The organism is Burkholderia sp. MR1-5-21 (assembly GCF_053427715.1).
On the sequence record NZ_JBSAXD010000005.1, the window covers coordinates 232,012 to 254,099 of the forward strand.

At 61.4% G+C, this 22,088-nt stretch carries 23 protein-coding genes and 1 pseudogene; 17 read left to right on the forward strand and 7 right to left on the reverse strand.

The features are described 5' to 3' along the window. Nucleotides 1-139 precede the first annotated feature (139 nt). The 3 genes from ACV229_RS09545 to ACV229_RS09555 all read left to right on the forward strand — a co-directional run bounded on the left by ACV229_RS09545 (nt 140) and on the right by ACV229_RS09555 (nt 3,480). Nucleotides 140-2,053, forward strand: a complete 1,914-nt coding sequence (locus tag ACV229_RS09545) for an SMP-30/gluconolaconase/LRE-like region family protein (RefSeq protein ID WP_448082869.1) — start codon at nt 140-142, stop codon at nt 2,051-2,053. A 31-nt stretch (nt 2,054-2,084) separates the two neighbouring features. Continuing rightward, nucleotides 2,085-2,357, forward strand: coding sequence for a helix-hairpin-helix domain-containing protein (locus ACV229_RS09550; protein ID WP_448083009.1), 273 nt, complete (start codon nt 2,085-2,087; stop codon nt 2,355-2,357). A 577-nt stretch (nt 2,358-2,934) separates the two neighbouring features. Continuing rightward, entirely contained in the window at nt 2,935-3,480 is a 546-nt protein-coding gene (locus tag ACV229_RS09555; RefSeq protein WP_448082870.1) for a dioxygenase family protein, read from the forward strand. Nucleotides 3,481-3,868: 388 nt separating this feature from the next. Here the strand turns inward: ACV229_RS09555 and ACV229_RS09560 are convergent, their stop codons facing one another. After that, a complete protein-coding gene (locus ACV229_RS09560) occupies nt 3,869-4,078 on the reverse strand; it encodes a hypothetical protein (protein WP_448082871.1) in 210 nt (69 codons plus the stop codon). 231 nt (nt 4,079-4,309) lie between these two features. On the opposite strand from ACV229_RS09560, the gene ACV229_RS09565 reads away from it, so the two are divergent. From ACV229_RS09565 to ACV229_RS09600, 8 genes and pseudogenes are all read left to right on the forward strand, one after another. After that, nucleotides 4,310-6,121, forward strand: a complete 1,812-nt coding sequence (locus tag ACV229_RS09565; RefSeq protein WP_448082872.1) for an ABC transporter transmembrane domain-containing protein — start codon at nt 4,310-4,312, stop codon at nt 6,119-6,121. Between the two features lie 158 nt (nt 6,122-6,279). Then, a pseudogene (locus ACV229_RS09570) lies at nt 6,280-6,589 on the forward strand (hypothetical protein). Nucleotides 6,590-6,741: 152 nt separating this feature from the next. Then, the gene (locus ACV229_RS09575) at nt 6,742-7,029 is read left to right on the forward strand and encodes a GYD domain-containing protein (protein ID WP_448082873.1); all 288 of its coding nucleotides are present in this window, start codon (nt 6,742-6,744) and stop codon (nt 7,027-7,029) included. 31 nt (nt 7,030-7,060) lie between these two features. After that, nucleotides 7,061-7,279, forward strand: coding sequence for a hypothetical protein (locus ACV229_RS09580; protein ID WP_448082874.1), 219 nt, complete (start codon nt 7,061-7,063; stop codon nt 7,277-7,279). A gap of 35 nt (nt 7,280-7,314) precedes the next feature. Next, a complete protein-coding gene (locus ACV229_RS09585) occupies nt 7,315-7,893 on the forward strand; it encodes an elongation factor P (protein ID WP_448082875.1) in 579 nt (192 codons plus the stop codon). A 102-nt stretch (nt 7,894-7,995) separates the two neighbouring features. Further along, a complete protein-coding gene (gene nth, locus ACV229_RS09590; RefSeq protein ID WP_448082876.1) occupies nt 7,996-8,628 on the forward strand; it encodes an endonuclease III in 633 nt (210 codons plus the stop codon). Next, on the forward strand, nt 8,588-9,118 hold the full coding sequence (locus ACV229_RS09595; protein ID WP_448082877.1) for a nucleoside-triphosphatase: 531 nt from the start codon (nt 8,588-8,590) through the stop codon (nt 9,116-9,118). Before nth ends, ACV229_RS09595 begins: the two co-directional genes overlap by 41 nt. A gap of 231 nt (nt 9,119-9,349) precedes the next feature. Continuing rightward, on the forward strand, nt 9,350-10,369 hold the full coding sequence (locus ACV229_RS09600) for a TGS domain-containing protein (protein WP_448082878.1): 1,020 nt from the start codon (nt 9,350-9,352) through the stop codon (nt 10,367-10,369). 824 nt (nt 10,370-11,193) lie between these two features. On the opposite strand, the gene ACV229_RS09605 is transcribed toward ACV229_RS09600, so the two are convergent. Both ACV229_RS09605 and ACV229_RS09610 read right to left on the reverse strand, forming a co-directional pair. Then, complete coding sequence (locus ACV229_RS09605; RefSeq protein WP_448082879.1) at nt 11,194-11,391, reverse strand: hypothetical protein; 198 nt, start codon at nt 11,389-11,391, stop codon at nt 11,194-11,196. A 319-nt stretch (nt 11,392-11,710) separates the two neighbouring features. Continuing rightward, on the reverse strand, nt 11,711-13,357 hold the full coding sequence (locus tag ACV229_RS09610) for an NRAMP family divalent metal transporter (RefSeq protein WP_448082880.1): 1,647 nt from the start codon (nt 13,355-13,357) through the stop codon (nt 11,711-11,713). Nucleotides 13,358-14,661: 1,304 nt separating this feature from the next. Between ACV229_RS09610 and ACV229_RS09615 the strand changes: the two genes are divergently transcribed. Further along, nucleotides 14,662-15,039, forward strand: a complete 378-nt coding sequence (locus tag ACV229_RS09615) for a RidA family protein (protein ID WP_448082881.1) — start codon at nt 14,662-14,664, stop codon at nt 15,037-15,039. A 61-nt stretch (nt 15,040-15,100) separates the two neighbouring features. Here the strand turns inward: ACV229_RS09615 and ACV229_RS09620 are convergent, their stop codons facing one another. Further along, nucleotides 15,101-16,537, reverse strand: a complete 1,437-nt coding sequence (locus ACV229_RS09620) for a pyridoxal phosphate-dependent decarboxylase family protein (RefSeq protein ID WP_448082882.1) — start codon at nt 16,535-16,537, stop codon at nt 15,101-15,103. Nucleotides 16,538-17,113: 576 nt separating this feature from the next. Between ACV229_RS09620 and ACV229_RS09625 the strand changes: the two genes are divergently transcribed. The 3 genes from ACV229_RS09625 to ACV229_RS09635 are packed head-to-tail and all read left to right on the forward strand — an operon-like array spanning nt 17,114 to nt 18,260. After that, complete coding sequence (locus ACV229_RS09625) at nt 17,114-17,440, forward strand: sulfur reduction protein DsrE (protein ID WP_448082883.1); 327 nt, start codon at nt 17,114-17,116, stop codon at nt 17,438-17,440. Between the two features lie 27 nt (nt 17,441-17,467). Continuing rightward, entirely contained in the window at nt 17,468-17,869 is a 402-nt protein-coding gene (locus tag ACV229_RS09630; RefSeq protein ID WP_448082884.1) for a DsrE/DsrF/TusD sulfur relay family protein, read from the forward strand. A 10-nt stretch (nt 17,870-17,879) separates the two neighbouring features. Further along, complete coding sequence (locus ACV229_RS09635; RefSeq protein WP_448082885.1) at nt 17,880-18,260, forward strand: hypothetical protein; 381 nt, start codon at nt 17,880-17,882, stop codon at nt 18,258-18,260. Nucleotides 18,261-18,469: 209 nt separating this feature from the next. On the opposite strand, the gene ACV229_RS09640 is transcribed toward ACV229_RS09635, so the two are convergent. Together ACV229_RS09640 and ACV229_RS09645 are read right to left on the reverse strand one after the other, a co-directional pair. Then, entirely contained in the window at nt 18,470-18,829 is a 360-nt protein-coding gene (locus ACV229_RS09640) for a septal ring lytic transglycosylase RlpA family protein (RefSeq protein WP_448082886.1), read from the reverse strand. Between the two features lie 466 nt (nt 18,830-19,295). Continuing rightward, nucleotides 19,296-20,189, reverse strand: a complete 894-nt coding sequence (locus tag ACV229_RS09645; protein WP_448082887.1) for a LysR family transcriptional regulator — start codon at nt 20,187-20,189, stop codon at nt 19,296-19,298. 131 nt (nt 20,190-20,320) lie between these two features. Between ACV229_RS09645 and ACV229_RS09650 the strand changes: the two genes are divergently transcribed. After that, the gene (locus ACV229_RS09650; RefSeq protein ID WP_448082888.1) at nt 20,321-20,737 is read left to right on the forward strand and encodes a (R)-mandelonitrile lyase; all 417 of its coding nucleotides are present in this window, start codon (nt 20,321-20,323) and stop codon (nt 20,735-20,737) included. Nucleotides 20,738-20,749: 12 nt separating this feature from the next. After that, the gene (locus ACV229_RS09655) at nt 20,750-20,986 is read left to right on the forward strand and encodes a tautomerase family protein (protein ID WP_448082889.1); all 237 of its coding nucleotides are present in this window, start codon (nt 20,750-20,752) and stop codon (nt 20,984-20,986) included. A 166-nt stretch (nt 20,987-21,152) separates the two neighbouring features. On the opposite strand, the gene ACV229_RS09660 is transcribed toward ACV229_RS09655, so the two are convergent. Beyond that, nucleotides 21,153-22,076, reverse strand: coding sequence for a recombination-associated protein RdgC (locus ACV229_RS09660; RefSeq protein WP_448083010.1), 924 nt, complete (start codon nt 22,074-22,076; stop codon nt 21,153-21,155). Nucleotides 22,077-22,088 lie beyond the last annotated feature (12 nt).

Here is a 22,088-nt window from a genome sequence, read left to right on the forward strand (position 1 = left end):
CCGACCACGATCGAAAGCGGAGCGTTGCCTGCGCGCACCGGTAAACCCTGTCCGGAACGGTATCGATTGTCATCGACGTATCGGACACTGATGATCCGCACGCGGGGTGACCGATAACACATAAAGACTGACTCAGACCATGAAGCAAATCCAAGCTGCATTTCTTGCCGCCGTGCTGACCATTACGGCGGCGCCGGCGTGTCACGGGGCATACACGACCGACTGGCTGGCGAATACATACGGGACCAACGCCAGCCACGTGGGCAGCGTTGCGCGTTCGATGTGGATCGCGCCCGAAGGCGTCATCTATACCGCGTCGATGTGGGACGAAAACGAAGGCGGCGTTGCGATCTACCAGAACGGCCAGAGCAAGGGCTCGTTCGGCGCGCACAACGAATTCCAGGGCAGCGCGATTACCGGCAACGCCACGTCGATCTTCGCCGCGTTGCAGTTCAAATCCGCTTACGGCAGCGGCGCCGTGGGGCGGTACAACCGAAGCAGTCAGACCCGCGATCTGCTCATCCCGGTCAGCGCGACGACGACGGAAAGGCGCGCCGATGTCGTTACCGGACTCGCGACGTCGGGCTCGCTGCTTTACGCAAGCGACTTCCCCGGCAATCGCGTGCGTGTCTACACCACCGCCGGCGTCTGGCAGCGTGATATCACCGTCACCGGCCCCGGCGCGCTCGCGCTGGACGGCGCGGGAAACCTCTGGGTCGCGCAGAAGAACGCGGGTACGGTCGTCGAATTCAATCCCGCGGGCGCGCCGCTGAACACGATCCGGCTGTCGGCATCCTCCCGGCCGTCCGCCCTGTATTTCGATGCGGCGACCGCGCGTCTGATGATCGGCGATCAGGGCCCCGACATGAACATCAAGATCTACGATGTCTCGCGCGCGCCGTTTCTGGCTGGCACGTTCGGCGTTCGGGGCGGATATCTCGACACGACCACGGGAACGAAGGGCCAGGTCGGCGACAAGCGCTTTACCCGCGTCGTCGGGATCGGCAAGGATTCAGCGGGCAATCTGTATGTGCTCAACAACCCGTGGGGCGGGACATGGGATCTCGGCCGCGACGGCGGCACCGACATCCACGCGTACGACAGCGTCGGCAATCTGCGCTGGAAGCTGCAGTCACTGAACTTCGAGGGGATCGCCGCACCGGATCCGGCTACCGACGGCGCGTACTTCTATGGCGGCACCAATCTCTATACCGGCTCCGCCGGCGGAACCTTCGTCGCGAACACGGTCGATCCGATCACCTATCCGTCCGATCCGCGCATCAACCTCCACGATCACGAACGCGGCGAGCATTTCGGCCAGCTCGCCGCCGTCGGCGCAAACCGGATCCTCGTAGCGGCCAGCCAGAATCCCGACACCTTCTACTTCTTCCACTTCAATCGCGCAAACGGCTACATCGCGATCCCGGACGCCGCGCTTCCGGGCACCGCATTCAATGCGACCGCCAGGGTCCGCAACGGATTTTGCCTCGACAGCAAAGGCGACGTGTGGGCCGGGCTCGACAAGACGAACGCCATCTGGCACTACCGACTGACCGGCTTCGACGCCAACGGCAAGCCAACTTGGGGAGCCGGGGAATCGACGCCCATTCCGGGCACGATCGCGCCATTGACACGGATCATCTACCTGCCGGAGAGCGACACCATGATCCTCGCCCAGGGCATCGTCGGCAGCACGGACTGGACGGCGATCGGAACCCGGATCGAGGTGTATCACGGCTGGCTCGCCGGCAACACCACCGCGCCCAAGCCGGTAATCAACCTCACCAGCGCCAATCCCAAGTCGATCACCGCGACCGGCAACTATCTGTTCGTCGGCTACGTGCACACCGTGCCCAACATCGACGCGTTCAATCTCACGACCGGCGCCCTCGACAACACATTGAGCAACAGCAGCCCCGGCGCCGTGTACGTCGGCAATGACGTGGATTCGATGTACGGACTGCGGTCGTACCGACGGTCGACCGGGGAGTACGTGATCACGAAGGACAATTACAACGGCTCCAGCGTCGTCGTGTATCGCTGGACGCCGTGATTGGCCGCGGCGCTGGGCGCTGCGGGGTTTGGTGCTGCCCGTCGGCGTCAAGCTGAACGACCGGGATACCTTCGTTGAAGGCGACACGACGGCGGAGCTGGTTCGACTGGGCTTCTCGTTGCTGCACGGGATGCGGCAGGAGGCAGCGCCCCGCATCGAGCTCGCGCGTGCCGCTCGGCCATTCGCGGACGTCACGGATCCTTCACGGCGGGCGCTAGTTCGTGACGCTGGAGGACGAGACCGGCCAGAAGAACGTGATCGTCCGGAGACTGAAGCCGACCCGAAGCCGCCTGTCGGGCTGTAATGGCTGATGTCCGTTGGACTCCCGACAGCGGACACCCGGGAAAGGCGGCGAGCTATCCGTTTGTCGAACAGGCAGACAATTGCGATTTGCTCGAAACCCGCGAGCCCTGACAGCTCAGCATTCGCGCAGCAATCAAAATGCACGTTGTCCCGCGTAAACTGCACTATCTCCGAAAAGGTGATCTAGAGTAGCTGAGCTTCGGCCTCGCGCCGGATCACCAGTCCGCCCATTTCCCGTCGCCGTGCCACGAGCAGTTGTTCCGCGGTGACGTGCCTGTATGAGCTCGCCTTTCAGCGCCGTGTCGGCTGCCCTATCCTGATTAATGTGCGGTCTTCAGATATCGGCCGCAGAATGCTGGCCTTAATCGCCCGACCTGAAGTTTCGGCTTACCATGGTTGGCACAGGTGCAGGCTCCGTTAACCGTGACGGCACCCGCACGGCCGCTCGTCGGCTCCACGGCGCGCACCGCGCAGCGTGACAATCGAGCGGGAAGCAAGGAGCCTCCACGATGCGGACACGAAGTGTGAGCCAGGGACGGCGCGATTTTCTTCGCAGGTCGGGTGTAGTGCCGTCCACGTTGCTGCTGTTGGCCCTCGGCAATGCCAACTATGGCCGGGCCGGCGCGGTTTCAGCTACGCCCGCGTGCACCGACGATCACGAACCGACGCCGCGGCAGACGGCAGGCCCGTTCTTCATGCCGCACTCGCCGCAACGCGCATCGCTGCTCGAACCCGGGATCAATGGAACGAAGATCGTCCTGACCGGGCGGGTGCTGTCGACACGATGCAGGGCGGTGTCCGGGGCTTTGCTCGATTTCTGGCACGCCAATGACGCCGGGGAGTACGACGTCGAGGGGTTCCGGCTGCGCGGCCACCAATTCGCCGACAGCGAGGGACGCTACCGCCTCGAGACCATCGTGCCGGGTCTATATCCGGGGCGCACACGACACTTCCACGTGACGGTGCAGCCGCCGAACGGGCCGATCCTCACCACTCAACTGTACTTTCCCGGGGAGCCGCGCAACGCTCGCGATTTCCTGTTCGATCGCCAGCTGCTGATGACGATCGACGACCACGGCGGGCAAAAGGCGGCCCGGTTCGATTTCGTGCTCGCGCTCACGTAGTGCAAGTCTTCCTGAAGGCGGCGTACCCCGGCACACGAGTAACCCGCGACGCGGCTACGCAACGGATCTGATTCGACTTGCGGTACTAGATTGCGGCAGGCTCATTGAGCGGAACATCTGTAATGCGGTAGCCAACCCGCGGATATCAGATGATCCACCGTCGAGATTTACTGCTGCGCCGCCCTCAGGAAATTCGGACAACATGCATTTGAAGACTGAAAAACCCATCCCGATTGACAGCGGGAAAGTCATATCAGCCGCTAGCAACATTGCTGGCCTACGGGCGTTCAAATTTCGGGTTGGCCGCAGCGAAACGACGCTGAGTGGCGATACGGCTCAATTCCTGAGAAACCTGCTGGCGACCGGCACATCCCTTATCAAACCATCGCTAGCGACGTCCGCTGCGGCCCCATACATAGCGCACCCACCGCTGCCACCGGCTTTGCGGCGGAGCGGGTGAGTTGTGCGCAGCCTGCGCTTCGCGGTCGCGCTCGACGCTCTTCTGCACCTGTTCATGGATCTGTCGCAACGTCATGCCGCCGGGGCCTTTCAGTTTGTCGGGATCGGAATCAGGATCGAGATCGGGATCGTCTGCCATGGGAGTCGCTTGTTCCTGACGAGGCGACTTGATCTTGATACAGATGCGCATTCGCAGCAAGCATGTGGAAGCAGATCGCTGACCGGCGCGTAGTCAGACAGGCGGGCAGCCCGCTGTGGTGTAAGCGAGCCATGACGCCTCATGGATCAATGACAAGCTTGCAGGCGGACTGACTTCGAATCTGCAGGACTGGCACAATCGTGGGGATCCTCGAGCCGCTCAGGAATCCTCATGCCAGATGTCGCCCCGTCTACTCCGAACATCAGTCCCCTGTTCGCCCTGTTGCCCTTCCTGCGCCCTTATGCCGGACGCTGGGCGCTTGCCTTCGTAGCGCTGGTGACGTCAGCAGGCGCCACCCTGGCGTTGCCGGTAACGTTCAAATATCTGATCGACCGGGGCTTCGCTGGCGGCAACCGGGCGCACATCGATCGCTATTTCCTGGCACTATTCGCCGTTTCGCTGGTACTGGCCGGGGCCACGGCGCTGCGCTTCTATTTGGTGTCGTGGCTCGGCGAGCGGGTCACGGCCGACTTGCGGAAGGCGGTCTACGACCACGTGCTGGGGATGAGTCCGCAATTCTTCGAGACCACGCAGAGCGGCGAGGTGCTGTCGCGACTCACCACGGACACCACGTTGATCCAGACGGTGGTGGGCACCAGCCTGTCTATGGGGTTGCGCAACTTCTTCCTGCTTACCGGCGGCGTAGCGATGCTGGCGGTGACGAGCCCTGTGCTGTCGGGCTACATCATGGCCACGCTGGTCGTGGTGGTCGCACCCATCGTCATTTTCGGGCGGCGCGTGCGGAGGCTCTCGCGTGCGAGCCAGGACAAGGTGGCGAACGCGAGCGCGCTGGCGGGGGAGGTGCTCAATGCCATGCCGACCGTGCAATCGTATACGCAGGAGCCCCGCGAGGCGCGGCGGTTTGCTGGCATGGTGGAAGCGGCATTCGAGACGGCGCTCACGCGCATTCGGGCGCGCGCCTGGCTGACCGCCGTGGTCATCGTACTGGTGTTCGCGGCTATCGTCTTCGTCCTGTGGCTAGGCGCGCAGGCGGTGCTGGCTGGGCACATGACGGCTGGCCAATTGTCCCAGTTCATCCTCTACGCAGTGGTCACCGCCGGGGCTGTGGGGGCGGTCGCCGAGGTGTGGGGCGATCTGCAGCGGGCTGCCGGCGCCACCGAGCGACTGCTGCAACTGCTGGCGGCGCGCTCGCCGGTGGCGCAGGCCGAGGCCGCCGTCCAGCTGCCGACGCACGGGGACGGCATCCGCTTCGACAACGTCAGCTTTTCGTATCCGTCCCGCCCCGGCATCGCCGCGCTCTCCGGCCTCTCGCTCGATGTCCGCCCGGGCGAGCATGTCGCATTGGTCGGACCATCCGGCGCCGGCAAGACCACACTGTTCCAACTGCTGCTGCGCTTTTACGACCCGCAGGCCGGCAGCATTCTGATCAACGGCGTTCCGACACGGCGTGTGCCGCTTGCCGAGTTGCGCCGGGAAATCGGCGTGGTCCTGCAGGAATCGGTGATCTTTTCCGGCAGCGTACTCGACAACATCCGCTACGGCGCGCCCGAAGCCACACTCACTCAAGTTCAGCAGGCCGCCGAAATGGCCGCCGCGGCCGGCTTTATCGAAGAACTGCCGCAACGCTACGACACGTTTCTCGGCGAGCGCGGGGTGCGGCTTTCTGGTGGACAACGTCAGCGCATCGCGATCGCCCGCGCGATCCTGAAGAATCCGCCCATCCTGCTGCTCGACGAGGCCACCAGTGCGCTCGATGCCACCAGTGAACGACTGGTCCAACTGGCGCTGGACAATGCCGCGCAGAATCGCACCACGCTGGTCATCGCGCACCGCCTCGCTACCGTACAACAAGCCGACCGCATTGTCGTGTTGGAGCAGGGCCGCATCGTCGCGCAGGGCCGTCACTCCGATCTCCTTCAGACCTCGCCGCTCTATGCGCAGCTTGCCGCCCTGCAGTTCGGCGAGCCGTTGGGGCAGACGGTGCAGCGCGGCGCTGTGCGCGACCACGTCGACTCCAGGTGACGACGCGATCGAGGTCACCCAACGGCCGGGCCTCGGAGACACATCGGAGCAGGCGAGTGATTATGACCTACACTGGAAAAACGTTTTTCGCGTGCCCGGTTGCCGCTTTGACGCAATGCAACGTCGCCGGCAGCCGATTGAAGCGGGCGAATGGCCATATGGCACGGGCAACACAGCGTCATCTGCAGCAAACCGTCAGCGAGGCATCACGGACCCGCCATGCCGACGCGACGATTCCAAAGGACTTGATGAACCGGGTAGATGAGCTCGGTAAGGAATGCAAATCGGCAATGTAGGTCATGTCGTCCAAGGATGAGGATCGAATCCGGCAGTGCGTCGATGATCTCGAACGGATCGGTGATCGTACAGCGCGCTTGCCAACAGGCCGGCGGTCTCGATGCCAGGATCATGAATGCAGTCAGTTCGATGCATTCGGAACTTTTTGACCTGAAGCGACAACTGCACTGACCGACCTGACGGCCCCCGTCCCACCCGCCGGGGCTACTTGCACTTCGGCGTCATCAAGACGCGCAGCAACGCATCCGCCTGACGCACGGCCGTTTGCTTCCGCGTGACTGCGGTGCCCGATGGCGGAGCAATTTCTTGCACGGAGGTATGTCATGGCTACGTACGTCATCCTCAGCCGTCTCGCTCCTGACGCGTTCAAGGATCCCAAGGACCTGAAGCAACTCGCCGCCACGGTGGCCGAGAAGATCAAGGCCGAATGCCCTGCCGTCACCTGGAAGGACAGCTATCTGACACTCGGGCGCTTCGACGTCGTGGACGTTGTCGAATCGAACGATCTGAAACAGCTCGAGCGGGCGGCGTTGATCATCCGAGGCTACGGACACGCCGCCACCGAGACCCTGCAAGCGACGCCGTGGGACGAGTTCATCGCGGCACTGTAACGGAGGAGATCGATGGATCGGGCTCGAGGCGATGAAATTCACCGGGTTGATGCTGCGTCTCACCGTCGCGTGCCTGACCGTGTTCGCAGGAGTCGCCATCCTGCAGGATCGTTTTATCTACTTCCCTGAAAAGGCTGCAATCGAGGGCCTCGCTTCCGGCGGACTTCGCGCCTGGCCGACACCTGAGGCGTTGCGGGGCCTCGTGGCGGAGCCGGCCGGTTGTTGGCGGTCTGCTGCAGTGCTACGCTGAAGGCGTCAACTTGCCGGCCAGGCGGAGACAAGCAAATGGTCGAAGCTTCCGGACTGACGTCGGGCATGGTCGTCATGCTTGAAGGCGAACTTCATAGCGTCGTCAGCGCCGGGTACCACGCCGGCGGCGGCCAGCAGGCTAGCGCGGTCTTTGCCAGGGTCAAGAACCTGAAGACCGGTCACATCAAGGAACTGCGGTTGCACCCGGGCGACAAGCTCGAGGAGTACGCGCTCGATCGCAAGGATATGGAGTATCTGTACACGGATGGTGTCGCCTTCTACTTCATGAATCCCGACACCTTCGAACAGATCAGTTTTCCCTCGGAAACCATCGGCGCATACGAAAAGTTTCTTCAGCCCAATATGCGAATCCCGGTGCAGCTTTATGAGGGTGAGCCCGTCACCATCGCTTTCCCCCCGGCGGTCGAGTTGAGCGTCGTGTCCACGGCGCCGGACCTGCACGAGCATGAAACCTCCACCTTCAAGACCGCCACCCTCGAGAACGGCATGGAAGTTCTCGTTCCTCAGTTCATCAAGGAAGGGGACACGGTGCGAATCGAGGTCGCTTCAGGAAAATACCTGGAGAGGATAAGGCGAGGAACGCGAAAGCCATGACTTCAGCGTTTCTTGTCCTGTCAGCGTTCGACCTGGCTGTGTTGCACGCGCTGTTGGGGCGCAGATTGCAACGCTCAGCACCAATATGACGACGATCTGGTCATGGCAAACGCGAACAGAATCACCAGACTGTTGTTCGGCACCTACCCCGAGCCCGAACTGGCTCTGCATTTCAGCAGCCCGCTGGAGCTGTTGGTGGCGGTGATCTTGTCCGCCCAGTGCACCGATGTCCGGGTCAACGACGTGACCCGAATCCTCTTCAGGAAATACCGCCACGTGCGCGACTATGCCGAAGCAGACCTCACTGCGTTCGAGGAGGAAATCCGGCCCACCGGCTTCTACAAGAACAAGGCGAAACGGGTGATCAACTGCTGCAGAAAACTGCTCGAGGATTTTCGCGGAGAAGTTCCGGCTACGCTGGACGAGCTCGTCACCCTGCCAGGAGTCGGCAGAAAAACTGCGAACATGGTGCTTGGCAACGCTTTCGGCACCCCGGGCATCGCAGTCGACACGCATGTGCTGCGGGTCGCTAACCGCCTGGGCCTTGCCAGCTCGGACAATGCGGACGAAGTCGAAGGGCAGCTGATGAAACAGGTCCCCCGTGCGCAATGGACGCAGTTCACCAATGCGCTGATTCTCCACGGCCGGGAGACCTGTACCGCGAAGAAGCCCGAGTGCGGGCGGTGCGCGCTCTATGAAGCATGTGAGTGGCCAGACAAGGCAAAGCGTTCGTGAAGGTGGCGCGCAGGCGGTGCGCAGCAGCGTCTTGCTGCTGACCGGCGTGCCCGCCTCCGGCAAGACCACGGTTATCTGCAGGCTCGCCGCAGCCTTGCAGGATTGGCGGCTGGGCGGCTTTTACACCGCTGAGATCCGCTCGTCGGGCGGAGAGCGCCTCGGCTTTCGGATCAGCACCTTCGACGGCCAGGAGGAGGTGATGGCGCACACCCACTTTAGCGGGCCCCTCCGGGTCGGCAAATACGGCGTGGACGTTGGTGCGATCGGCAGGATTGCGGAATCCGCGCTAGTGCTGAGCCCGGGCGTGGATGCTTACCTGGTGGACGAGGTCGGCAGGATGGAATGCCTCTGCCCAATCTTTGTCGCCCGCGTTGGAGCCCTGCTCGCGTCCGGGAAACCGGTGGTCGCGACAGTCGCGCAGCATGGCGGCGGTTTCATCGAGCAAGTCAGGGCGTGCAGAGGCGTATGCGAGGGGCGGACCTTTGGGTAGTCACCCCTCGCAATCGGGAAAACCTGCCCCGCCAGATACGCGCGTGGCTGAAGCGGAATACGGCGTAGCCTTGGCGCAGCCAGGGGGGGCATAAGCTGGTCTCGGATCGCCGTGAATGCCAGGCACATCAGTGCGGTGGCAGCCACAAAAAGCGTGCAGAATAGTGAAGCGCTTGACGCCATGCAAGTGTTTCTCCGTAGGCGCGGAATGCTCCTCTGTGCTGACAGACCGATGCCAGCAAACCTCTCTCCCGAGTACAAGCGGGCCGAACAAGCCTATCGGCTGGCACGCCAGCCACGCGAGCAGCTCGAATGCCTGAAGGAGATGCTCCGTGCCATCCCAAAGCACAAGGGGACGGAGCATCTGCAAGCCGAAATCAAGTCGCGGATCAGGGAACTCACCCAGGAATCCGAGGGCCACGGGAAGGCGGCTCACCGAGGGCCGTCACATGCTGTACATCCCGACGGCGCGGCCCAACTCTGTTTGATCGGCCCGCCCGGCGCGGGAAAATCCAGCCTGCACGCGAGGCTGACAGGATCAAACAGCGAGCTCGGGCCCTACCCCCACCCGACCAGGCTGCCGATTCCCGGCATGTTGAAGTTCGAGGACATTTCTTTTCAGCTGGTTGATCTGCCGCCTGTCTCAGTCGAATTCATGCAGCCTGGGCTCACCAGCATACTGCAGTCGACTGACGGCGCACTGCTCGTGATCGATCTGAGCGCGCCAGACTGTACAGAACAGTTGGCGCTGATTCTGTGGCGGCTCGCCGAGGCAAAGATTATCCTGACGGAGCGCTGGCCGGGTCAGGCCAGCAGCCCCGCGGCGACGGCGGAATTGGCGCCAGCTGAGCCGTTCAGTGTTTACCTCCCTGCGCTGCTGCTGGCCAACAAGACCGACCTCGCCAACCCGGAAGACGTGGACGTGCTCGAAGACCTGCTCGGCGTATGCTTTCCGGCGCTCGCAACCTCGGCAACCAGCGGACGAGGACTGGCCGAGATCGGGCCGTTCCTCTTCAGTGCTCTGGGCATCGTGCGCGTCTACACCAAGGCCCCCGGGAAACCCGTCGACCGGAATCGGCCCTTTACGATGCGCCGCGGCGACACCGTGCTGGATGTCGCCCTGCGGGTGCATCCTGATCTCGCACGCACGTTCAAGTTCGCCCGCATTTGGGGGAGCGGTCAGTTCAGCGGCCAGCAGGTGGGCGCCGATCATCCGGTAGCCGATACAGACGTCGTGGAACTGCATTCGTAGTTCAAGCTGCCCTGTGATCTTGACACGCTCCCGTGAACTGCCGGCTGTTTGCTTGGCTCAACTTCCTGAAGTAACGATCCCTTGTGAATCGAAAAAGTGCGGCGATGGGATTAGGTGGCTAGGATCCCCAGCCTTATGCGATGAGCAATGGCCATTCCCTTCGACACCGATCCGTCGGGAACGGCTCTGGTAGCCGCCCATCGCAAGTGGCAGCTATATTGGCCAACCAAGCGAAGTCCAACATGGCTGATCGAACGTTCGATTAACGGTGCAAAGCAGTCGCCCGAATGTCCGGGTGCCCATACAGACGAACGACGCTTCATGGCCGAATCCGGCCGGTCACCAGGCTTGTGGTGACCGACTCAGATCGACCCAAAGCAGAAGTAGACGCTTTCCGTAAGCGGACTTTTAACGTTGAAGTGACATCCAGCAATCGCTACATGCATTGTCGGCACCGCGTAAGAGCACGACCATACTTGCCCTGAGCCCAGGCTTCCAGTTCTTCGAGTTGTTCGGAGCAGACCTTGAAGTAACGCCCAGTCGTGTAGTTCGTGCGAGCTGGGCTGGAAATCGACCTGTGAGAGGCTGCATGGACCATGGGGTACTGCGGAGTGACCTGCGGATTGTCGATGTTTACGACGTATCCGTTCGGGTGCGCTTGCACCCACCCGAGGTAGCCGTTCTCATCATTCACGTATGTTTGCGGCATGCACGTCTCCATGTGAGTTCAAGCAATCTAACGTTCACGATGAGGGACACGCGCTGCTCTTGCGCGCATCCCTCTCGATTGTGCTGTTAGGTGCTACGGGCTCGGGGCCAAGCTGCTACACGATGGCCTGCAGCGCGGGATCTGGCCGCAGCAACTCAGGCATTATGAGCCGACTCCTGAGGGCCGCGAAGAGGATCGGCGTGAAACTGAGCACGACGGCATACGCCAGGAGGCCAGTGCCGTTGATCCCCCCGATCTTCAGTAGCCCGTAGCCGATGACCAGCGGCGGAGCGATTTCACCAATCCGTTGCATCGACCGGTTGAATCCGCAGTCGACAGCGGGAGTTGGGCGGGCAGTGCCAGAGGGCGATTGTCTACCAAATGCGAGCTTCCGGATTCGGCCAGGAGGAGACGCTGGTGCAACTCACGCCGAATGACCGAAGCGGGAAGTGGATCAGCCATCTCCCTTTTGGTTTTCGATTCGGTTTCATCTGGCTTGGCTGGAGGTGCTCCCGACGTTCTTCGCATGAAGCCCCTGCTTCCGGAAGCCTGATCGGGTGCGATGCTCGCCGGGGGCGCGAGCATCACACAGGTGCGCGCCACGCCACAAGGGCGTGCGCGCGCACGTCGGTTCATTTGAAGAACGTCATTTGCACAACCTTCACGATGAACAGGATCACCGCCACTATGAGATAGGAGCGAAGTACACCCATCCATACGCGCTTCGAAAGCGTGAGGTTCGGCGGCGGCAATTCATTCAATGGCGGCATGCGCCATGACTCGCGTTCTTCCCTGGTGTAAGTCCGCGACGCCGCTTCCGCTGGCTCGCCGCGAAGCTTGCGTATCACGACGAAAGCGGCGTAGCCGACGACAGCCAGCAGCGTGCCGCTGCCCAGCACCCAAAGAATCGTCTCGCCGCTCATGTCCGGATACGCAATGGATGCAGTCAAGATAATCGACAGCATGACGAGCACCCAGATAACGGCGCCGGTAAAGAGGTTCAGCTTCTTGCCGTTGACCCACGGCCCGAGCACAGCTTTGTCGTTGCACAGCAGCAGCAAGAAGACGGTCGCGCTGGGAAGCACGATCCCGGCGAGCGTTTGCACAGCCAAAGTCAAGAGTCCGAGCGGGCTTCCGGGAATCAGAACGATCGCTGCGGACACCGCGACGATGGCGAAGTACACGAAATAAAAGCCCTTCGCTTCCGTCACATTGCGATGCAGTGAGTGACGCATGTTGAACACATCACCGATTGCATAGGCGGCTGCCAGCGACTCCGACGCCGCGCCGATAAGAGAGCCAACCAGCAGTGCTATGGCGAAGAGCGCAGCTGCCGTGTAGCCCGCGTACTTGGTCAGTCCGGCGATGACGCCGCCCGCGTCGGTAAAATTGCCGAACTCGGGCTTCCCTGCGAAAAGCGCTGCCGCCATGGCGACCATTGCCACTGCACCAATCATCAAGACCACGATGCCGATCCACAGGTCTGCCCTTTCGTACTTGATAAAGCGCGGCGTAATGCGCTTGTCGACGACATAGCTTTGCTGGAAAAACAGTTGCCACGGCGCGACCGTCGTGCCGACGAGGCCGATGACGAGCAGCATCACATCACTGAGCTTCGAATGGGCAGGCCAGTTAGGGACGAAAAAATCACGCGTCATCTGGCCGAGCGGCGGGTGAATCGCGACCACCAGCGGCACGATCAGCAAGCTCAGTACGCACAGAAAGACGGCGAATCGTTCGAAGCGCCGGAAACTGCCGGTGCTGACCGCGATCATGATCAAGGCGGCGGCAATGCAAACCCCGGCAACTTTGGAAAAGCCGAAGAAGTCGAGCACGAATACGATGCCGATGAACTCGGTCACCATCGTCAGTGCATTGAGGATGAACAAGTCGACAATACTGAATGTTCCCCAGAACTTGCCGAAGCGCTCGAAGATGAGACGTGCATGACCGACTCCGGTTACCGCGCCAAGTCGCAGCACCATTTCCTGATTGACGTAAAGCACGGGTACTAGCAGAAGCAGTGTCCACAACAACGTGGTCCCGTAGTTTTGCCCGGCTTGCGTGTAGGTCCCGAAGGCGCCGGCGTCGTTATCGCCAACCATCACGATGAGGCCGGGGCCGACGATCGCCATCAGCGTGCGAAAGCGAGCCCACCAATTGATGCGGGGGCCTGTGTCATGCTGAGCAATGGTGCCAAGCGCGCCAGTGATGTCGCCTACATGGGCGTCATCGATTACGGCGCTTTGCCGAGTTGCAACATGAGGTGGGGTTGTCATTTCTGTTATTCCAAAGCATGGGTTGAGGAATGTGCGCTTTCTTCTGGCGTGATGTATATGCCATTGCGCATGACGATTCGGCTTGCGTATTCTCAAACAAACAGGATTACTTATTGATAAAACGTTTGATAACCATCTGAAATCGATCAGCTTCGCGCGATCAGCAGGCAGGTGGTAACGACAATGCGCCGGATCCGGCGTGCGATTCGTGAACGTGAAGCAGTCGGAACAGAAAGAGGCAAACGTTCACGATGTTTCTCCGAGGGTTCGGCCCGACGCGACTCGACGGAAGCGCGCACGAGCGCTACCAAGCGCCTGCTGAAGCGGGCGGCTCGATAATGAATTCAAACAAACGCGGGGCCACACGGGCGCACGCAAGAGGCGGCGTCCGTATAGTGCTGTTCAAGGTGCACGGAGAAAGTGACTACGGCGCGCACCGTCTGCCTGCTGGCAAGACGGTGGCTGGAAAGATCAGAGCGCGGACGTCTTGACGGTCAGGCAGCGAAACTGTTCGAAGGTCGACTACCGCAACTGTCCAAGGCGCAAGCCCCTTTTGTGAGAGTTGTGCGATTCTAGGTGGGCTCCGAATTCGGCCGCAAGTAAAAAGGTGGTAAAAACGTTTTGCCGCTCGGGATCAGCGTATCAATGGAATGGCCGGTCATCGCGCAGCGATCCACGGACCGCGACACGTCTGATTCGAGCGGGACATCGGACGTTTGCCGCAATGACGAGACGGTCCCCTTCGGGTCGGCTACGGCCGATCGCGGAAAGCAGGAGCCGGCCAGGAAGGTGCATTCGCCTCTGCCGGCAATCAGACATTCGACTGATCGCTTCGCGTTGGAAGCATCCGTTTGGCTAACAGCAGACGAATCCGACGCCCGGACATTCCGATTGTCCGTCGAATCCAATTCGGCTCCAGTCGGCGGCCACACATCACGCACTGAACATGTGCGTCCCTGTCGACGCGTTTCTCCGCTGAAACGCTTTTCGCGCGCGCTCGCGGGCGGCATTCCGGAATCCGTGACAGAAGGGCCATGGTGCGATTCGTGCGTGCCCGAATCTGCCTGACGTGTAGGCCAGGAATCCAACCGGGACCGGCTTCAATACCTTGGCCATTGCCTTCCCCCGTTCCCCAAAAGGCAGACGCACGCTGTCCTGTGGAGCCGATAGCCACATCACGCGTTTGTCGCACGTGCGATTCCCGCATTGTCCGGGTGCTTGGTGTCTGTTGTTTCGTTTCGAGCGCGCAATGCGTTCCGTGATCGTCGTCGGTCGAAGGGGCGCGCCGGTTGGGGGTGACACAAATGTCGATCGAATACTTTGCGGAGAGCAATCCGGCTACCCGAAACCTGCCGCGCTCGCTGGCGACCAAGGCCGGCGATCTGGTGTTCGTGTCCGGTCAGGTCGCCAGAGACGAAGACGGCACCATCGTCGCTGGCGGGATCGAAGCGCAGACGCGCCGGACATTGAAGAACGTCGCTCAGGTACTCGCGCTTGCGGGTTGTACGCTCGAGAACGTCGTGAAAATCACCGTCTGGCTTGAAGACGCTCGCGACTTCGATGAATTCAATCGCGTCTACGCAGAGTTCTTTCCCCGGAACAAGCCGTCGCGTTCGACATTGCAGGCGACGAACATGGTCGGCAGCCGAATAGAAATCGAGGCCATCGCTTATCGGCCCTGAGCGACGCATTGCGGATCATTCGCAGTCTTGAAAGTCCGCCATCGAAATGAAAAATCGCGGCTTACGAAGTGCGAGCATTCGCTTTGCCGTTTTCGGCACGGACCTCTCGCCAGGCCGCTATGATCGAATCGGCTGATCGATCGATATCCTCTTCCGTCGTCGCCCAGGAAATGACAGAAAATCGCATAACGAGCCGGCCGTGCCAAGTGGCTTCGGCGACGTAGCAGGTTCCCGCTGCCTGGATTCTTTTGATGGTGGCCATGGTTACCTGATCCCGGTGCTCAGGCGGTTCTCCGATGCCGAACTGCACGACAAACTGGTTCAGTTCCACGTGATTGAGGATCTCGACGCCCGCTTCAGATCCGAGTCGATCTGCCATGCGCCGTGCGAGACGACAATGTCGTTCAATCATCGCCGCAATGCCGCTCCGTCCGAGTGTGCGGATAAGCGCCCACGTCGCGAAGCCACGCGCGCGCCTCGAGAGTTCGGGCACGTAGTGAAATGGCTCCCGGCATTCCTTGCCCGCGGCGGGCAGGTAGCTCGCTTCGTATGCCATCGCGTGCCGATGCGCCTCCGGGTCACGGACGATGGCGTAGCCACAATCGTATGGCGTTTGCAACCACTTGTGGCCGTCAGTGGCCCAGGAGTCGGCTTGCTCAACGCCCGCGGTCAAATGGATGAATGTCGGACAGGCTCGCGCCCACAAACCAAACGCACCATCGACATGAAGCCAGCCGCCATGGCCATGCACGACGTCCACGATCTCCTGAAATGAATCGAACGCGCCTGTGTTGATTTGGCCGGCCTGAGCGACCACGATCAGCGGCCCGTCACAGGATGCCAAAGCGCTGGACAATGCGGCAACCTGCATGCGTCCCGCATCATCGGTCTCAATTCGAATGACGCGATCGTGGCCAAGTCCGAGATAACGCAAAGCGGCAAAGATCGCGACATGTGCGTCGTGGCCGACACACACGTTGATTGCAGGCGCACCAAATAATCCGTCGGCATCGGCGTTCCAACCGATCTGTCGCAGCACCTTGCTTCTCGCCGCCGCGAGGCAGACGAACGATGCCATCGTCGCGCCCGTCGTGAAGCCTATCGAGCAGGACGCGGGCAACGACAGCAAGTCCAGCAGCCATTCACCCGTGATTTGCTCAACGACTGCATTTGCCGGCGATCCAAGATAGCTCCCGCTGTTTTGCCCCCACATGCTGGTCAGCCAGTCGGCCGCGACCCCGACCGGATGCGAGCCGCCTATGACCTTGGCAAAGAACCGAGGCCCTGCCTCCCCCATGAGGCCGGCGTCTGCACCCGCGGCCAGTTGCTTGATCACTTCGGATCCTGCCATGCCATCGTCAGGCGTTGGCACGTACAGTGCCTCCCACAATTCATCGAAGCTGGCGGTCGCAGCAGGGCTTCGGGTTGCGCGGGACGCGTGAAAAGCAATCGCTAAAGCGTAAGCCTGCTCGAATGCCGAGCGTTGCTCGTCCGACATGGCCGCCCCTTGCGGAAACACTGCTTGATTTATAGACGCTCTAGTGAATAGTTCTACGGCCATTATTAGTCTGGCGAATGTCCGGCTGTCGGCGATATGCAATGCCAGCCATTGGGTCGACGGCCTGCCGGTGCGTCAGGTGAAGGGCGGACCGCTTCACTTTGAAACCTGCCGTTCGCACCTCGTGGCGTCGAAGGACCGAAACGGCTCGACAGCCGAAGTTCGGCGGCGGGCGCCAGCGTGCGCGACCGTCGACCAGTTTCGCGCTTCGGCGTTCGGCCAGGAACAGACGTTCGCGCCTGCCGGGGAATGTCCGCTCCTCGGCCCGTACCGGCCATAACACTCCGGGGAAGCTGCCAGCTTCTGCAGCGCTTCAACCACGGCGAAACAACACGGATAAGCCTTCCCGAGCTACGACACGTGGAGTTACTTGGACTATCTGTCCGTTCTGCTATACCCAATTCATGAGCTGTGCGCGGCCCACGCGCCGCACGGCGAGTCGAGTGCCCGTTGCGACGGGCGCGACGCAGGGGGCAACAAATCGGTGGGAACCGCTGCTTCGGGCTGGAGGCTGAGATGGCAAATTATCTGTTCGTAGAATCGCGCGGTCCATATGGTGCTGGGGATACCCAGCACGTCGAGGAACTGGTCAGGGGCGTACGCCAGAGGGGCAACACGGTCACGCTGTTCCTGGTTCAGAACGGCGTGCTTTCCACTCGCCCCGGGGCGAAATTCAGCGAGCGATATGCGGATCTGACGCGCAGCGGCATCACCGTCCTTGCCGACGAATTCTCCCTGCGCGAACGGGCGATCGAACGGCTGGCGGAAGGTGTCCAGAAAGCGGACATCGGACAGCTCGTGGATCTTCTCTTTGTGGCTGGGACCAAGGCCGTTTGGCATTGAATTAGGGAGAACGAGATGGCTACCGGTATGAAATTGACCCTGGCACTGATGGATCCCCCGTATGAGAAGGCAGCGAGCACGACGGCGCTGCGCATGGTGGATGCGGCACTGCGACGGGGGCACGACGTAACGGTGTTCGCCTACGAAGGCGCAGTCAATCTGACCATGAAGGCGCAAGCCCCACATGCCAATCCCGTCAAGGGCACATCCGTGGAGGAGGAGGATCACCCGACAACCAGGGACTGGGTGGCAGCCTTGTTTCAACTCGCCGCCCAGCAGGGTGTCAAGCTCGATTGGATCAACTGCGGCCTGTGTGTGGACGAACGCGGCGCGGGCGACTGGATTGAGGGTCCCCGCCGAGGCAGCCCGAAGGATTTTCTCGAATCCGCGATCCAGAGCAACGCTGTGCTGGTAATCCCGACGAAATAGGAGCCGCGCCATGAAAATCCTGAGCATTGTTGAGACAGCGTACCGGGCTACCCTGGAAGAACAGGATGACACCATCCTGTGGCTGAACCATGTGCTGAAAAACGCCGGCGCGGACATCAGCCTGCTGCTGTACGGAAGCGCCGTGAACTATGCAGCGCGCGGGCAGGATGCCACCGGCCTCGCCTTCGGCACGCGCCGGCAGGTCCATCCGCCGGCGCTCGATAAGGATCTGGACAAAATGATCGGCGTTGGCGTTGCCGTGTATGCGGTCACCGAGGACATGCGCGACTGTGGACTGACACAGGAAGATGTGATCGGCGGCCTGACGCTGCTCGAGCGTGCCGAGATCCCTGCCCTGTTCGACCGCTTCGATCAGGTCTGGCACTGGTAACGGCTCAAGGCTGCACCGCATTCTGCTGACCGGAGGGAAGGCATACGTTTCGCTCGCAACCGTTGCGGCATGCCGTCAGTGAGGCGCCCAGGCCATACGCAACGGTCGCTGAGCGGAGCGTTGCAGTGATTCCCGACAGTCGCGTGCAAGCTGGGGAGCGGACGGTCGCGAACTCCGACTGAGCCGCTCCAATGGGTCGACAGCGGAATTCACTTTCCCGTCGTCAGGATTCCGCTGCCGTCCGACTCCGTCTGTGGGTTCGCCGTGCTCTCCACACGTTCGATCCGTACTTGCATCGACCGTGCGCCCGTCAATCCCAAGGCCTTCGCCGCGGCGTAAGAGAGATCGATAATTCGCTTCCTGATGTAGGGTCCGCGATCGTTGATGCGCACGACAACCGACTTTCCTGTTGCCAATGAACTGACGCGCACATAGCTGCCGAGCGGCAATGTTCGATGGGCAGCCGTCAATGCGCCGCCATCATAGCGTTCTCCGTTTGCGGTCAGATGCCCCTGGAACGTTGCCGAATACCATGATGCCTCGCCGGATTGCACCATCTCGTGTCGCATGCGACAGGAATCACCTCGACACGCAGCATGTTCGGGCGCAATCTGTCCGCAAGCAGCGAACAAAGCGCAGATTCCCAAAACGCCCAAATAGCGGAGTGATAGCTCCATTGACCGCATGTCAGTTAACGAGGCGTGGTTTCAACGTTCTCAAAAGCTGCTCGCCACGATGCGACATCCACAGCGTTCCGGACGTCGAACGGGTTCACAAGGCAACCGACGGCTTGAGGAAGTCGGCCAACCGGTTTTTCCGATAGCCCTCCCCGGCTGCCGTCCGCCGGGCTAGCGCGATTCATCATACAAAACGTGAGACGAGTCGTCGTTCCTGTCATTATCCACCGGTCGTACGCGAGTCATTCGCTTCGGCTTGATATTGCCCCATACGCCACGGTCGCAACACGAGCGGCTGCGAGATGTTTCATTGCGGTCGCGGAAGGTTGCAGCCAGGAAGCAGGCTGACCGTTCGCCATCAACCACGGTACCGAAGCGCGTCGACGATCACTGCAAACGCCGGCGATGTCTGCCGCCGACTCACGTAGTAAAGATGATAGCCGGGCACCGTCGGGCACCATTCTTCGAGAACGCTCGCCAGCCGACGCTCGGCCAGATGCGGAGCGGCCAGATCGTACGGCACGTAGGCAAGTCCGTATCCCGCCAGCGCAGCGTCGAGCATCTGAGGCGTCGTATTGAAGATAAATTGACCGTGCACGTTCACGTGCAATGCTTCGCGCTTCCTGGCAAATTCCCAGGCGTACAACCCGCCACGCGTCGGGAGACGAAGGTTGATGCAGTTATGGGCCGCCAGATCATGCGGCGTGACCGGACGCCCATTCGACATCAAGTAGTCCGGTGAACCGACGACCGCCATTTTGAAGTCTGGACCGATACGTACGGCAATCATGTCTTGTGCGATCAAGTCCCCGCTGCGCACACCGGCGTCGAACCGTTCGCCGACGATATCGACCATCCCGTAGTTGATGTTTATTTCGACCGAGATGTCGGGATAACTTCGCAGCACCGCCTTCAGCTTCGGCCAGAGAATCGTATCGGCCGCGTGATCGTGAGCCGAAATGCGGATAAGGCCCGCTGGCTTCTCCCGCAACGCGCTCAGCGACTCCAGCTCCGCCTCGATCCCCTCATAGTAGGGGCCGACGTTCGACAACAAACGTTCACCTGCTTCGGTAGCCGAAACGCCTCGGGTGGTCCGGGTCAGCAATCGCAACCCTATTTTCTCTTCCAGACCGCGCATCGAATGACTCAACGCCGATTGCGACACGCCAAGCTGCGCCGCCGCGCGGGTGAAGCTGCGCTCGCGCGCGACAACAAAAAATGCCCGCAGGACGTTCAGATCAATGTTCGGCATTATGAATCTGGCTCATAACTGTTTGCCAAGTCTAGCAGCTACCGGTGGAACCGAGCGATCGATAAAGTTCATCCATCGGCTTCGTGGCGCATCCAGACGCCACGAGCGAACATCGAAACAGGAGTCGGGAAATGGAAATCGAAGTCAGGCGTTGCGGAAGCGTTCCTTCCGCCAAGGGTCCTGCCGATTGGTTCACGGGCAGCGTTCGCGTGGACATGATGTTTCAACCCAACGACACGACGCGCGCCTCCGGCGGCAGCGTCACTTTCGAACCGGGTGCGCGGACCGCATGGCACGAACACCCGCTCGGTCAGACGCTGATCGTTACAGCCGGCTGCGGCTTTGTGCAGCGTTGGGGTGGTCCGCTCGAAACGATCCGTCCGGGCGACGTGGTGTGGATTCCCGCAGGCACAAAACACTGGCATGGCGCGTCCACCGACACGTCCATGACGCATATCGCCATCCAGGAAGCGCTCGACGGCAAGGCCGTCGACTGGCTCGAACACGTCAGCGCCGAGCAGTATCCGCACTCGGCAGCGGCACGCTAACGGGAGCCGACGATGCCGCACGTCATCGTGAAGTTATGGCCAGGCAAGTCGGAGCAGCAAAAGCAGCAGCTTTCCGACGAGATCACGAAGGCCGTGACCAGTATCCTTGGATACGGACAGGAGTCCGTTTCCGTGGGAATCGAGGTCGTACCGCCCTCTGCCTGGGTCAGGGATGTCTATGAACCCGACATCCGCGACAAGTGGGACACGCTGTATCGAAAGCCAGGTTACGACCCGTCACACCTTTAGGCTGCCAGGTCCCGCTTGATGCGCGCGGCCAACACGTTTCATCTGTATCCGGGGCGGCCGCGCGCGACATTCATCGCCGCCAGCGCGGCGACGGTCCGCTTCGAACTGTCGCCGCGGCGCAAAACCTCTCCATCGCGGGAAGATGATCCTCGACAGCCGACGGCGTTCAGGCTGCCGCCGCCTGATGAATCGCATCGTTCTGGTCGCCGCCCAGGATTTCGACAAGATCGGTCAACATCCGTCCCAATTCACCCGTCATCAGCGTGACGTCCGAGTCGAAGCGTTCATCGTCGTTCTGCGCGGTGGGATCCGCTGCCTCCTTGATCACGTCGAGCGGCGTGACGCGCTTGATCGTCAGCGACGGCGTCAGCACGAAGGAGATCCGGTCATCCCAGGTCATCGCGAGGCGCATGCATTGTTTGCCGGCCTCGATGTGCCGGCGCATGTCGTCCGCCTCCAGCGCGTGGCCGACGTATCGCACCGTCGCGCCGCCCTCGCCGCTCGAGCGCAGCTCGGCGTCCTGGTCCACGGTGAATCCGCCCGGCGCCTCGCCGGACAGCAGCCAATCCGTCATCGCGGCGACCGGCGAAAGCGCCACGCGAATGCCGGCGAGCGGCAACTGATCGATCGATTTCACGAGCAGGCCGAGAACGTCGTCGGCAAGCGCCTGTGCAGCCGCATCGATGACGAGCCAGCCGTTCGCCGTATCGATCCACACGCGGGTATCGCGGCGAATGGTGAACGCGCGCGGCAGCAGTTCGTCGGTAACCTGCTCCTTGAGTTCGCGCATCTGTTTTCGCCCCGGCTTGTAGCCCTGCTGCTCTTCGACTTCAAGCGCGCGGGCCTTGGTCACCTGATTGACGACCGACGCCGGGAGCAGCTTTTTTTCGGCACGAAACACCAGCAGCATCTGCCGGTTGATCGAATACACGAGCGCGCCGTCGTCACGCGGCGATGCCCATCCATGGCTCTGCATCTCGAAGCTGTTGCCCGGCTGAAACGCGTGGGGCGCCAGCCATTTTTCCATCTGATCGGGGGTAACGGCCCAAGGTGCCGGAAGACGATGAATCTGAAGATTTTTGAACCACATGGGAGTACGGGC